Here is a 13,571-nt window from a genome sequence, read left to right as displayed (position 1 = left end):
CCATCCCGAACACGGAAGTTAAGCCCTCCAGCGCCGATGGTAGTTGGGGCCAGCGCCCCTGCAAGAGTAGGTCGCTGCTAGGCGGAAAACAGAGCACCCCATTGTGCATGACGCGCAATGGGGTGCTTTTTATCAACCCGCGCTGGGAAGCCTTCACTCCCGCGCGTTCGTGCAGGTGGGAGAGCATTCAATCATTTGGCTTGGCCCAAAACTTATGCATTAAATATTCGTTTAGCAGCAGGGGCACTTTGTCCGCCGATATGGAAAGAAATTGAAGAATAAAAATGTACGCCTTGCTTGAGTAAGAGTGAAGAAGTTCGCTCCACCACTCTGTTTCGTAGCGGGAGATCATGCTCAAATTGTACAGCAGCAAATAATGGGCATGGATTTCCGGGAGCGCAAAGATTTTTTCCTTCTTCGTTGGGATATGGTATGTTCCGTTCGAATGGAATAAAAACGGCCCTTCCTTAATCGGCGATAGCGGCGATTCCATCTTGAAATAAAGAAATTCCCCTTCCTCCTTGGCGAATGTCAGCTGTTTTTCGTGCCCTTCCTCGCTCATGTACTGGATGAAGCGGAGCTGCGACATATGGTAATGGTCCAAAATCGCCTTCGGAATGGCCAGCATGGGCGGTGAAACCGTATGTACGACCGGCAACGACAATGGCTTTTTTCGCTCGCTTAAACAAAAAAATGTTTCGTGCAGTTCGCAGATTCGTTGCAACAGCATGCCCATGCGAAATTTTTCCCCCGCCTCTTGTTTCACATGAAACATTTTTTCAGAAAAATGAGTGAACAAACCGTTTTTTTGGATTTTGACTTCGTCATCTAAAAATTCATAGCCTTGCTTTTTGCGCTTTCTCGTTGACACTCCATGGGCTAAAACGGATGTCGATTCAGGATAGTCCGGATCGACGGTGAGCAGGCACGCCTTTATCAGCTGCACCATGCCATAAAACAAAAGAACCGGTTTAATGGACAATGGCGACTGCCTGGCGGCGGCATAAAAGTTTTGCCCATGCTCCAAATAATATAAAAATGGATAACAGTTTGTATAACTGCGCTGAACAGCGTCTTCCCGTTGTTGCTGTTTGTAGCATTGCAGCAAAAAGCGCTGGGCGACGTCAGCGGAGCGGAAAATAGAAAAGTTGACAGCTTTACCGGGATTTCCGAACATTTTTACCCCCCTTGCCATGGAATTGTAAGAAGATAACTGAAAAGTTGGACATTTTTTTGATTCCTTGACAGTAGTTTAACCAGTTGTTAAGCTACTAATAATATTTCCGGACAAGGGGGAGAAAACATGTGGGAAGCGAAATTCGCAAAGGAAGGCTTGACGTTTGATGATGTTCTTCTCATTCCAGCAAAATCGGACGTGCTGCCGCGTGATGTTGATGTCACGACGAAGTTAAGCGATACGCTCCAGTTGAACATCCCAATCATTAGCGCCGGCATGGATACCGTAACCGAAGCGGAAATGGCTATTGCGATGGCGCGTCAAGGCGGTCTTGGCGTCATTCACAAAAACATGTCGATTGAGCAACAGGCGGAACAAGTCGACAAAGTAAAGCGGTCAGAGCGCGGTGTTATTACGGATCCGTTTTTCTTAACGCCTGACCATCAAGTGTATGATGCGGAACATTTAATGAGCAAGTATCGCATCTCCGGCGTGCCGATCGTCAACAATGCCGAGGAACAAAAGCTTGTCGGCATTATCACGAACCGCGATTTGCGCTTTATTCAGGATTACTCGATTAAAATTTCCGAGGTAATGACGAAGGAGAACTTGATTACAGCCCCGGTAGGGACTACGTTAGAAGAAGCGGAAAAAATTTTGCAAAAGCACAAAGTGGAAAAATTGCCTCTCGTCGATGAAAATGGAGTTTTAAAAGGGCTTATTACGATTAAGGACATCGAAAAGGTGATCGAGTTCCCGAATTCGGCGAAAGATGCGAAAGGGAGGCTGATTGTCGGGGCGGCCATCGGGGTGACGGCGGACACGATGATTCGCGTCAAAAAGCTTGTTGAGGCAGGGGTTGATGTCATTGTCGTTGACACGGCGCACGGCCATTCGAAAGGCGTCCTAGAGACGGTGGCCAACATCCGCCGCCAATACCCGGACTTGAACATCATCGCCGGCAATGTCGCGACAGCTGAAGGGACGCGCGACTTGATTGAGGCTGGGGCGAACATTATTAAAGTCGGAATCGGTCCGGGGTCCATCTGCACGACCCGGGTTGTCGCCGGGGTTGGTGTGCCGCAAATTACGGCGATCTATGACTGTGCGACTGAGGCGCGCAAACATGGCGTCCCGATCATCGCTGACGGCGGCATTAAATACTCTGGCGACATCGTGAAGGCGATTGCCGCCGGAGCTCATGCGGTCATGCTCGGCAGTTTGCTCGCCGGCGTCTCGGAAAGCCCAGGCGAGACGGAAATTTACCAAGGCCGCCGCTTTAAAGTATACCGGGGCATGGGGTCGGTCGCGGCGATGGAGCGCGGCAGCAAAGATCGTTATTTCCAAGAAGACGCGAAAAAGTTTGTCCCGGAAGGCATCGAAGGGCGTGTGCCGTACAAAGGGCCGCTCGCCGATACGATTTATCAGCTTGTCGGTGGCTTGCGCGCCGGTATGGGCTATTGTGGAACGCGGAACTTGGATGAGCTGCGGGAGAAAACGCAATTTGTCCGCATGACGGGTGCAGGGCTTCGCGAAAGCCATCCGCATGACGTGCAAATTACGAAAGAAGCGCCGAACTACTCCGCGTTTTGATCAAGGCTGCGTCCATCAGCCTAACTTTGACGGAGACAGATTCTCCGTCTATTTTTTTGGCCGCCTGTATGTTACAATAACGGTTGTGTGAGGAGGGTTTCGATGTGAAGAGGAAACGAAAGTGGTTGTTTTGGCTGCTGTCTGTTTGTCTTTGCTTAACACTATGGCCGTTTCAACAGACGGCGAAGGCGGAAAGCGCTCCGCTTGACATCCGGTCGGACGCCGCGATTTTAGTGGACGCGAAGACGGGAAGAATTTTATATGAGAAAAACATTGATACGGTGCTTGGCATTGCCAGCATGACAAAAATGATGACCGAGTATTTGCTTCTTGACGCCGTTAAGGCGAAACGTGTCAAGTGGGATCAGACGTATACGCCGAGTGAGTATGTGTACCGGTTGTCGCAAGACCGGGCGCTGTCCAACGTTCCGCTGCGCAAAGATGGCAAGTATACAGTGCGCGAACTGTACGAGGCAATGGCCATTTATTCGGCCAATGGGGCTACGGTCGCGATTGCGGAAATCATTGCTGGGTCAGAGAAAAATTTCGTGAAAATGATGAATGAAAAAGCGAAACAGCTCGGGTTGAAAGATTATAAATTCGTGAATGCGACAGGGTTAAGCAACGAAGACTTAAAAGGATTCCACCCGGAAGGGACAAACTCGGATGAGGAAAATGTCATGTCTGCGCGGGCCATGGCCACCCTTGCCTACCGGCTGCTGAAAGACCATCCAGAGGTGCTGGAAACGGCGAGCATTCCCCATAAAATGTTCCGAGGAGGAACAGAGGACGAAATTAAAATGGACAACTGGAACTGGATGCTGCCAGGGCTTGTGTACGGATACGAAGGGGTAGACGGGTTGAAAACCGGCTATACGGAATTTGCCGGCAACTGTTTCACCGGGACGGCGAAGCGGAACGGCGTCCGCCTCATTTCCGTCGTGATGAATGCCAAGGATGCAAGCGGAAAAACGACGAAAGAGGCGCGTTTTAAGGAGACAGAAAAACTATTTAACTATGGATTTCATCAATACTCGCTCCAAACGCTCTATCCGAAAGGGTATCAGCTGAAGGGGAAAGAGACGATTCCAGTCGTGAAAGGGAAGGAAAAAGAAGTTCGCGTCGCAACGGCGAAAAAGCTGTCTCTGCTCGTCAAAAATGGCGAGGAAAAACAGTACAAGCCGGTTTATGTATTGGATCAGAAAAAAATGACGAAAGAAGGAAAATTGATCGCTCCGTTGAAAAAAGGAGAGACGGTCGGATATATGACGCTTGAATACAAAGGCGATGACTCGCTCGCGTTCTTAAGCCCGGACATGCAAAAAAACATCCGGGTGCCGCTCGTTACGACAACCGAGGTGGAGAAAGCCAACTGGTTCGTTCTCTCGATGCGTGCGATTGGCGGACTGTTTGCTGATTTATGGACAAGCGTTGCCAAAACGGTGAAAGGTTGGTTGTAACGCTGCTCCCCGGTTAAGGGGAGCTTTTTTCCATTGTGATTTTTGTAAAAATTGAGGTAAAATAAAACAGTGGAATCATCCTTTTGCGTATATAGCAAAGCATAAGGATAGGAACAGGGGGAATCAACGTTGGCATTGACAGGTACAGACCGCGTCAAACGCGGCATGGCGGAAATGCAAAAAGGCGGCGTCATTATGGACGTCGTCAATGCGGAGCAAGCGAAGATTGCTGAGGCGGCAGGGGCTGTCGCAGTCATGGCGCTCGAGCGCGTCCCGGCAGACATTCGCGCCGCTGGCGGTGTCGCGCGCATGGCTGATCCGACGATCATTGAAGAAGTGATGAACGCTGTATCAATCCCAGTCATGGCAAAAGTGCGCATCGGGCATTATGTGGAAGCGCGCGTCCTTGAGGCGCTCGGCGTTGACTATATCGATGAAAGTGAAGTATTGACGCCGGCTGATGAAGAGTTCCATATTGACAAACGGCAGTTTACGGTCCCATTTGTATGCGGTTGCCGCGACTTAGGAGAGGCCGCCCGCCGCATTGCTGAAGGGGCATCGATGTTGCGGACAAAAGGGGAGCCAGGGACAGGAAACATCGTCGAGGCCGTTCGCCATATGCGCAAAGTCAACGCGCAAATCCGCAAAGTTGTCAGCATGAGCGAAGACGAACTTGTCGCCGAGGCGAAACAGCTTGGGGCTCCGGTTGAAGTGCTGCGTGAAATCAAACGGCTTGGCCGCCTCCCGGTCGTCAACTTCGCCGCTGGCGGTGTCGCGACACCAGCTGACGCCGCGCTCATGATGCACTTAGGTGCCGACGGTGTCTTCGTCGGTTCGGGCATTTTTAAATCGGAAAATCCGGAAAAATACGCTCGTGCGATCGTTGAAGCGACGACTCATTATGAAGACTATGAGCTGATCGCCCATCTATCGAAAGGGCTGGGCGGCGCAATGCGCGGCATCGATGTCGCGACACTGCTGCCGGAGCATCGGATGCAAGAACGAGGCTGGTAAGCCGGACAAAGGAGCAAGATCACAATGAAAATAGGTGTACTCGGACTGCAAGGAGCTGTGCAGGAACATGTCCGCGCCATCGAGGCGTGCGGCGCCGAGGCGGTCGTCGTGAAGAAACCGGAGCAGCTTTCGGGACTCGACGGACTCGTGCTCCCGGGCGGCGAAAGCACAACAATGCGGCGCCTCATGGACCGGTACGGATTGATGGAGCCATTGAAGCAATTTGCCGCTGATGGCAAGCCGATGTTTGGGACATGCGCCGGGCTCATTTTGCTGGCGAAACGAATCGTCGGGTATGATGAGCCGCACTTAGGCCTGATGGATATTACGGTCGAGCGGAACTCGTTTGGGCGGCAGCGGGAAAGCTTTGAGGCGGAGCTGTCGATCAAGGGGGTTGGCGACGGGTTTGTCGGCGTCTTCATCCGTGCTCCGCACATTGTCGAGGTCGGCGACGGGGTCGATGTCCTCGCGACATACAATGACCGCATTGTCGCGGCCCGGCAAGGCCAGTTTCTTGGTTGCTCGTTCCATCCAGAGCTGACCGACGATCATCGATTGATGCAATACTTTCTCAACATGGTCAAAGAAGCGAAAATGACGTCAAGCCTTAAGTAAAGTGATCAAGCGAAAGCGATGAGAGGAACAAGCAGCAGACCCCCTTTCTTTCAGAGAGCCGGTGGGTGGTGCAAACCGGCAGGAAGCGCCTGTGAATCCATCCTCGAGCAAAACGTTGAACGCCAAAGCGGGTCAGTAGGCGTTTTCGGCCGCCGCCGTGAACGGCAAAAAGGGAAGGCATCGCAAGCCTTCAATAAGGGTGGCACCGCGGGGTCGCTCCCGTCCCTTTTGGGGACGGGGGCTTTTTTATGTATAATATTGAATGGAAAAGGAGGTAAAAGCCATGCTGGATGTGAAAATATTGCGCGCCCAGTTTGAAGAAGTGAAAGAAAAACTAATGCAGCGCGGCGGAGATTTGGCGAACATCGACCGGTTTGAACAGTTGGACAAAGAACGCCGCCGTTTGATTGCTGAGGTGGAAGAGCTAAAAAGCAAACGCAATGATGTGTCGCAGCAAATTGCCGCCCTTAAGCGCGAGAAAAAGGATGCGGAGCCGCTGATCGTCCAAATGCGCGAAGTCGGCGACCGCATTAAGCAAATGGATGAGCACATTCGCCAACTGGAAGAGGAACTCAACGCTCTGTTGTTATCGATTCCAAATATTCCGCATGAATCCGTACCGGTCGGCCAGTCGGAAGAGGACAATGTCGAAGTGCGGAGATGGGGGGAGCCGCGTTCGTTTTCGTTTGAACCGAAACCGCATTGGGATATCGCCGACCAGCTTGGTCTGCTTGATTTTGAGCGGGCGGCTAAAGTGGCAGGAAGCCGGTTTGTGTTTTATAAAGGGCTGGGCGCCCGGCTTGAGCGGGCGTTAATCAACTTTATGCTTGACATCCATCTCGATGAATTCGGCTATGAAGAAGTGCTGCCCCCCTATTTGGTGAACCGGGCAAGCATGATTGGAACCGGGCAATTGCCGAAATTTGCCGAGGATGCGTTTCATTTGGACAGCGAAGACTATTTTCTCATTCCGACAGCGGAAGTGCCGGTGACGAACTTGCATCGCGATGAAATTTTATCTGCAGATGATTTGCCGCTTTACTATGCAGCGTACAGCGCCTGTTTCCGCGCTGAAGCTGGTTCGGCCGGCCGCGACACAAGAGGGCTCATCCGTCAGCATCAGTTCAACAAAGTGGAGCTTGTTAAGTTTGTCAAACCGGAAGATTCATACGAGGAACTGGAAAAATTGACACGGCAGGCGGAAACGATTTTGCAGCGGCTCGGGCTTCCGTACCGCGTTGTCGCCTTGTGCACGGGTGATCTCGGCTTTTCAGCAGCGAAAACATACGATATTGAAGTATGGCTGCCAAGCTACGGCACGTACCGGGAAATTTCATCGTGCAGCAACTTTGAGGCGTTCCAAGCTCGCCGCGCCAACATCCGCTTCCGTCGCGATCCGAAAGCGAAACCGGAATACGTGCACACGTTAAACGGCTCAGGGTTGGCCATCGGCCGAACGGTCGCCGCTATTTTGGAAAACTACCAGCAAGAAGATGGATCGGTCATCATCCCAGAGGCGCTCCGCCCATACATGGGCAACCGGGACGTCATCCGTTAAAATCGTTGGTTGACTTTTCCCGGCAGCCGTGTTATAGTGAATGACGTTGGCGACGGAGAAAAAGAGGCGGCGGACGCCGGCCTCGAATGCTTCTCTGCCAAAGCGATAAAGAACAGTACTGACGCGCATAAGAGGAGATTGCCATCCGAAACGGCTGATCGGAACCGCCGTTTCCAGCCATAAAAAAACCCGCCGGGAGAAAGGCGGGTTTTTTTATCTCTTTGGCGCGGGCGGCCTTATCTTTTGACGACTGCAAACTGGTCGGAAAGGAGCAGCCAGTTTTGCGGGAAATCGAGGCCCAGTTTCCAATAGCTGACTCCGCGCAGGCCAAGTTCTTTCACGAGGTTGAATTTTGCCTGAATGGAGCGGGCGTCCTCAAACCATACTTCGTGCTCGCGCCCATTTTCATCGCGGTAGCGAAAATGCGGCGCCTGCGCCTCGGTGTCGTATTCAATCGCGACGTTATACCTCGCGGCGAGGGCGATGGCCTGCTGCGGGCTGATGGCGCGGGCGTACGGTCCGCCCGGTACGTACGGCAGTGTCCAATCATAACCATACAAATTTTGCCCCATTAAAATCTTTCCGGGAGGCATTTCCGAGACGGCGTACTCGAGGACACGGCGGACAGGGCCGATGGGGGAGACCGGCATCGGCGGGCCGCCGCTGTAGCCCCACTCATACGTCATAATGACGACAAAGTCGGCAATTTGTCCATGGGCGCGGTAGTCATGGGCTTCGTACCAACGTCCGCGCTGGGTGGCGCTCGTTTTTGGCGCCAGGGCGGTCGACATCATCCATCCTTCCCGTTCAAATCGACGTTTCGCTTTGCGCAAAAAAGCATTATATGCTTCTCGGTCTTCGGGGCGCAAATATTCGAAATCAAAATGGATGTCGCGCAAGCCATACCGTCTGGCGGCGGCGACAATGTTGTCGAGCAGGCGGTTTTGCAGCGTTTCATTCGTCAAAATAAGCGCGCCCAGCTCATCGCTGAACTGCCCGTTTTCAATGTTGGCGACAACCATCACAAGCGTGACGCGGTTGGCGCGGGCGATGGCGGGAAAGTCGTCAAGCGGAGGCTTTTGGAGTGTCGCGTCGCGCCGAATGGCAAAATAAAAGGGACTTAAATACGTTAAATGTGGAGCGGCTTCGCGGGCGCTTGCTTCCAACGCCGGACTGACGGTCGCACCGCGCGGTTCAATATAGGCGTTAAACTCCGCTCTCCGCTTGGCTCCGGGCGGAATGTAAAGACGCTGGCCGACCCGCAATGGCGCATTTAACGAGAGGCGGTTCACTTCCGCGAGACGCTGCATCGGAATGGAAAACCGGCGGGCAATCGACCATAAACTGTCTCCGGGTTGCACCCAATAAAAACGACCGACGATCGGAATCACGAGCGCCTGACCGACGACAAGACGGTCGGGATTTGGCAGCTTGTTCGCCCGAACAATGTCCTCGACCGTCGTTTCATATGCTTTAGCGATCCCGCTTAACGTTTGTCCTCTCTGTATGACATGGATCTGCATCGCTTGACCTCCTAGTTGCGTCTTCATTCTCCATATTTTATGATGGAAAAGAAAGAGAAATGACCGTTTGTGCAAAGGGGTATATGATGAGCAACGATGAGTATTACATGAAGTTGGCGATTGAAGAAGCAAAAAAAGCTGAACGGATCGGCGAAGTGCCGATCGGGGCCGTCATCGTTCAAGACGGCCGCGTCATCGCCCGCGCCCATAATTTACGGGAAACGGAACAGCGCGCGATCGCCCATGCGGAGGTTTTGGCCATTGACGAAGCGTGCCGGGTGACCGGCTCATGGAGGCTTGAACGGGCGGTGTTATACGTGACGCTTGAACCGTGCGCCATGTGCGCGGGGGCCATCGTTCTTTCCCGCATTGAGCGGGTCGTATTTGGAGCTAGCGACCCAAAAGGGGGATGCGCCGGGACGTTAATGAACTTATTGCAGGAAAGCCGGTTCAACCACCAGGCTGAGGTTGCAAGCGGTGTGTTGGCGGAGGAGTGTGGGGCGCTGCTGAGCGGCTTTTTCCGCCGATTGCGCGAACAAAAGAGAAATGTTGGCGGAAGTTCCAACTAAAATTCGGCCTGTGTACATTGCATTTTCCCTATAAACGCGCTATACTGATAGTGCCGTGCTAAGCGGGGAGGTAGCGGTGCCCTGTACTCGCAATCCGCTCTAGCGAGGCTGAATCCCTTCTCGAGGTTAGTCTGTTGTGAGGCCTGTCTCAAGTAAGTGGTGTTGACGTCTGGGTCCCGCGCAATGGGATTCCGTGAACCCTGTCAGGTCCGGAAGGAAGCAGCAGTAAGCGGATGCTCCCATGTGCCGCGGGGGCGCCTGGGCTGAGCCAACTGCTTGAGCAACGCTCGGGGCAGCTAATCGACAGAAGGTGCACGGCCTTACATAAGCAGCAAGAGGGTGTCCCAAAAGCAATGGGACACCCTTTCTTCATTGACAAGATGCAGAGGCAATTTGCTTCGGCAACACGATCATATTGTATCTCTTTTAATAGAGAGACGATCTTTTGGGACAGCCTCTTTTTATTTTAAAATAGGGCAGAACGTTATATAATAGTGGAGATGAGAGGAAGAGGAGGGCCGTTTTCCGTGGCATACCAAGCGTTATACCGTGTTTTTCGGCCGCAGCGTTTCGCGGACATGGTCGGCCAAGAACACGTGACGAAAACGTTGCAAAGCGCCCTGCTTCAACATAAAATATCGCATGCCTACTTATTTTCCGGACCGCGTGGGACAGGCAAAACGAGCGCGGCGAAAGTGTTCGCCAAGGCGGTCAACTGTGAACAGGCCCCGGCGGCCGAGCCGTGCAATGAATGTCCCGCTTGCCTCGGCATTACAAACGGAACGATTCCCGATGTGTTGGAAATTGACGCCGCTTCCAACAACCGCGTCGACGAAATCCGCGACATCCGTGAAAAAGTGAAATTTGCGCCGACCTCGGTCCGTTATAAAGTGTACATTATCGACGAAGTGCACATGCTGTCAATCGGCGCGTTTAACGCGTTGTTGAAGACGCTTGAGGAACCGCCCAAACACGTCATTTTCATTTTGGCCACCACCGAGCCGCATAAAATCCCGGCGACGATCATTTCCCGCTGCCAACGGTTCGATTTTCGCCGCATCCCGCTGGCCTCCATCGTTTCGCGGTTGAAATATGTGGCGAACGCCCAGGGCGTAGAAGCATCCGACGAGGCGCTGTCGGCTATCGCCCGCGCTGCCGATGGAGGGATGCGCGACGCGCTCAGTTTGCTTGACCAGGCGATTTCATTCAGCGATGGGAAGCTTCGGCTTGATGACGTGCTGGCGATGACCGGAGCGGCATCATTTGCCGCGTTGGCTGATTTCATTGCCGCCATTCATCGGAAAGATACAGCGGCTGTTTTGCAACAGTTTGAAGCAATGATGGCGCAAGGAAAAGATCCGAATCGTTTGGTTGAAGATTTGATTTTGTATTATCGCGACTTGTTGCTGTACAAAACGGCCCCTCATGTGGAAGGAGCCATCCAAATTGCGGTCGTTGACGAAGCGTTCACCTCGCTTTCGGAAGCGATTCCTCTTTCCGATTTGTACGGAGCGGTTGAGCTGTTGAACAAAAGCCAGCAGGAGATGAAGTGGACGAACCACCCGCGTCTTCTCCTCGAAGTGGCGCTCGTCAAGCTTTGCCATCAGCCAGCGGCTGCTGCTCCATCGCCGACCGCTTCTGAACTTGGGCCATTGATCAAGAGGATTGAAACGCTGGAAATCGAGCTGCGCCGCCTAAAAGAGCAGGCGCCTGCCGTCCCGCCGGAGGCGCCTTCTGCGAAAAAAACGGCGAAAGCGGTGAAAACCGGGGGATATAAAGCACCGGTCGGCCGCATTTACGAATTGTTGAAGCAGGCGACGCATGAAGACTTAGCCTTGGTGAAAGGCCGCTGGGCCGACGTACTTGATGCGCTGAAGCGGCAGCATAAAGTGTCGCACGCCGCTCTCTTGCAGGAGAGTGAACCGGTCGCAGCAAGCGCTTCAGCATTTGTGTTAAAGTTTAAGTATGAAATTCACTGCAAGATGGCGACCGACCCGGCGAGTTCGGTCAAGGAAAATGTCGAAGCAATTTTATTTGACCTGACGAACCGCCGTTTTGAAATGATCGCCATTCCGGAAGAGGAATGGGGGAAAATAAGGGAAGAATTTATCCGCAGCAAAGAAGCGAAAGCGGAAAAAAGCCAGGAAGACCCGTTGATCGCCGAAGCGAAACGGCTGTTTGGCGAGGAATTGATTGAAATCAAAGAATAAACGAATTGAAGGAGGATGCCAACCATGATGCGTGGCGGAATGGGAAATATGCAAAAAATGCTGAAGCAAATGCAGAAGATGCAAAAAGAAATGCAAAAAGCACAGGAAGAGCTGGCAGAAAAAACAGTGGAGGGCACGGCAGGCGGCGGCATGGTGACGGTCATCGCCAACGGCCATAAACAAATTTTAGAAGTGAAAATTAAAGAAGAAGTCGTTGACCCGGACGATATTGAAATGCTCCAGGATTTAGTTTTGGCAGCGACAAACGATGCACTCAAAAAAGCTGATGAGCTGGCCAACGATATGATGGGGCAGTTTACGAAAGGACTCAACATTCCAGGGCTGTTCTAGGGGGAAGCTATGCATTATCCAGAACCGTTATCCAAACTGATTGACAGTTTTATGAAATTGCCCGGAATCGGTCCAAAAACGGCCGCCCGCCTCGCGTTTCACGTGCTGGCGATGAAAGAAGACGTTGTGCTTGAATTCGCCAAAGCGCTCGTCGACGTAAAGCGGCATATTCATTATTGCACGATTTGCGGGCATATTACAGATGCGGACCCTTGCTACATTTGCAAAGACGAACGGCGCGACCGGACGACCATTTGTGTCGTCCAAGACCCGAAAGATGTCATCGCTATGGAGAGAATGAAAGAATACAATGGCTTGTACCATGTGCTGCATGGAGCCATTTCTCCGATGGAAGGCATCGGTCCGGAGGACATTAAGATCGCCGAGCTGCTGGCGCGGCTGCAGGATGAGACGATCCAAGAAGTGATTTTAGCGACTGACCCGAACATTGAAGGGGAAGCGACAGCGATGTATATCTCACGCCTGCTCAAACCAACAGGAATCAAGGTAACCCGCATCGCCCACGGCTTGCCGGTAGGCGGCGATTTGGAATATGCGGACGAAGTGACGTTGTCAAAAGCGTTGGAAGGACGCCGCGAACTGTAGAGAGAAAGAAGGTGGGGATCGGTTTGTTATGGCGGCGGAAGGGGAAATTAAAAAGACAATTTGACGAAAAGTTGATGGCCGAACTGCAACAAGCAAGAGCGGAGTGGTTTGAACAAAAACAGCTCATTGAAAAAAGCGTTGACCCGTCTCGAGAGGTGCTGAGCGCGCTCCAACTGGCGGAGGCCAAGTATTTTTTTCTTCTCCGCGAAGCGAAGCACCGTCGTGTTACACTGAAGGAAGTGCGTTGACTCCTTTTTTGTTCTTTTTTCCCCCAAGGTGCATATGCTTGTAGTACAAGCATAGAAGGGGGCATGAAACGTTTGGAGCCGAAAGTGGTGATTACCGTATTGTTGGCGCTCATTGCCGTGCTGCTCGTTGTTGGCGCCCGCTTTAAGGCGCTTCGCTTTATCGGCCATGCCGCTATCCGCCTGATCGTCGGGGCGCTGGCGCTGTTTGTCATTAACGCGATCGGCGGGCAGTTCAGCATTCATATTCCGATTAACTTTATCACCTCGCTCGTTTGCGGATTTCTTGGCCTTCCAGGGGCTGCGGCATTAATTGTGATTGACCAATATATTCTATGAAAAGGCATCGTCTAGTCAAAATGCCTTTTCATTTTTTTATGAAAAACTATTGACTTTTGTATAGATATAAAGTATATTAATGAACGTCGCTGTTGATAAAAAACATGTTGACAACGAATAGGACAGTAAGTATAATAATAAAAGTGCGCAACACTAAATCGAAAGCTCCTTGAAAACTAAACAAAACGCAAGCGTCATGAAAAAAACTTCGGCCGCATGGGCCGAAGCAAAAGCCAATCAACTTTCTTTGGAGAGTTTGATCCTGGCTCAGGACGAACGCTGGCGGCGTGCCTAATACATGCAAGTCGAGC

Annotated in this window: 13 protein-coding genes, 2 rRNA genes, 1 other RNA gene and 1 other annotated feature; of the genes, 14 read left to right on the top strand and 2 right to left on the bottom strand. The window is 52.2% G+C overall.

The genetic code is table 11. The features are described 5' to 3' along the window. Nucleotides 1-83: ribosomal RNA gene (rrf, locus tag CV945_RS14915) — 5S ribosomal RNA — on the top strand; the annotation flags it as partial. A 104-nt stretch (nt 84-187) separates the two neighbouring features. On the opposite strand, the gene CV945_RS14910 is transcribed toward rrf, so the two are convergent. Continuing rightward, nucleotides 188-1,177, bottom strand: coding sequence for a YaaC family protein (locus CV945_RS14910; RefSeq protein ID WP_033014229.1), 990 nt, complete (start codon nt 1,175-1,177; stop codon nt 188-190). Nucleotides 1,178-1,303: 126 nt separating this feature from the next. Between CV945_RS14910 and guaB the strand changes: the two genes are divergently transcribed. The 5 genes from guaB to serS all read left to right on the top strand — a co-directional run bounded on the left by guaB (nt 1,304) and on the right by serS (nt 7,417). Continuing rightward, entirely contained in the window at nt 1,304-2,770 is a 1,467-nt protein-coding gene (guaB, locus tag CV945_RS14905; RefSeq protein ID WP_100660074.1) for an IMP dehydrogenase, read from the top strand. A 104-nt stretch (nt 2,771-2,874) separates the two neighbouring features. Further along, entirely contained in the window at nt 2,875-4,230 is a 1,356-nt protein-coding gene (locus CV945_RS14900; protein ID WP_100660073.1) for a D-alanyl-D-alanine carboxypeptidase family protein, read from the top strand. A gap of 129 nt (nt 4,231-4,359) precedes the next feature. Further along, nucleotides 4,360-5,244 carry a pyridoxal 5'-phosphate synthase lyase subunit PdxS gene (gene pdxS / locus CV945_RS14895; protein WP_033008824.1) on the top strand — a complete coding sequence of 295 codons (885 nt, stop codon included), beginning with the start codon at nt 4,360-4,362 and terminating at the stop codon, nt 5,242-5,244. Between the two features lie 24 nt (nt 5,245-5,268). Then, entirely contained in the window at nt 5,269-5,859 is a 591-nt protein-coding gene (pdxT, locus tag CV945_RS14890) for a pyridoxal 5'-phosphate synthase glutaminase subunit PdxT (RefSeq protein ID WP_033008825.1), read from the top strand. Nucleotides 5,860-5,868: 9 nt separating this feature from the next. Continuing rightward, nucleotides 5,869-6,089: a binding site (T-box leader), on the top strand. A 53-nt stretch (nt 6,090-6,142) separates the two neighbouring features. After that, complete coding sequence (gene serS, locus CV945_RS14885) at nt 6,143-7,417, top strand: serine--tRNA ligase (RefSeq protein WP_033008829.1); 1,275 nt, start codon at nt 6,143-6,145, stop codon at nt 7,415-7,417. 236 nt (nt 7,418-7,653) lie between these two features. On the opposite strand, the gene CV945_RS14880 is transcribed toward serS, so the two are convergent. Then, nucleotides 7,654-8,940 carry a glycoside hydrolase family 18 protein gene (locus tag CV945_RS14880; protein ID WP_100660072.1) on the bottom strand — a complete coding sequence of 429 codons (1,287 nt, stop codon included), beginning with the start codon at nt 8,938-8,940 and terminating at the stop codon, nt 7,654-7,656. Between the two features lie 86 nt (nt 8,941-9,026). Between CV945_RS14880 and tadA the strand changes: the two genes are divergently transcribed. From tadA to CV945_RS14840, 8 genes are all read left to right on the top strand, one after another. Continuing rightward, nucleotides 9,027-9,509, top strand: coding sequence for a tRNA adenosine(34) deaminase TadA (tadA, locus tag CV945_RS14875; protein ID WP_033008833.1), 483 nt, complete (start codon nt 9,027-9,029; stop codon nt 9,507-9,509). A 53-nt stretch (nt 9,510-9,562) separates the two neighbouring features. Continuing rightward, nucleotides 9,563-9,827: signal recognition particle sRNA large type (gene ffs, locus CV945_RS14870), an RNA gene on the top strand. A gap of 209 nt (nt 9,828-10,036) precedes the next feature. Next, nucleotides 10,037-11,719, top strand: coding sequence for a DNA polymerase III subunit gamma/tau (gene dnaX, locus CV945_RS14865; protein ID WP_100660071.1), 1,683 nt, complete (start codon nt 10,037-10,039; stop codon nt 11,717-11,719). 27 nt (nt 11,720-11,746) lie between these two features. Further along, a complete protein-coding gene (locus CV945_RS14860; protein ID WP_375153696.1) occupies nt 11,747-12,070 on the top strand; it encodes a YbaB/EbfC family nucleoid-associated protein in 324 nt (107 codons plus the stop codon). A 9-nt stretch (nt 12,071-12,079) separates the two neighbouring features. Then, nucleotides 12,080-12,676, top strand: a complete 597-nt coding sequence (gene recR / locus CV945_RS14855) for a recombination mediator RecR (protein ID WP_033008839.1) — start codon at nt 12,080-12,082, stop codon at nt 12,674-12,676. 23 nt (nt 12,677-12,699) lie between these two features. Further along, nucleotides 12,700-12,924: a YaaL family protein gene (locus tag CV945_RS14850; protein WP_033008840.1), complete on the top strand. Its 225-nt coding sequence runs from the start codon at nt 12,700-12,702 to the stop codon at nt 12,922-12,924. Nucleotides 12,925-12,996: 72 nt separating this feature from the next. Beyond that, a complete protein-coding gene (locus CV945_RS14845) occupies nt 12,997-13,260 on the top strand; it encodes a pro-sigmaK processing inhibitor BofA family protein (RefSeq protein WP_033008841.1) in 264 nt (87 codons plus the stop codon). A gap of 244 nt (nt 13,261-13,504) precedes the next feature. Next, nucleotides 13,505-13,571, top strand: a 16S ribosomal RNA gene (locus CV945_RS14840); the annotation flags it as partial.

Source organism: Geobacillus sp. Manikaran-105 (assembly GCF_002809955.1).
In the GTDB taxonomy this organism is placed as follows: Bacteria; Bacillota; Bacilli; order Bacillales; family Anoxybacillaceae; genus Geobacillus; species Geobacillus thermophilus.
This window is presented reverse-complemented; position numbering and strand designations above follow the sequence as displayed.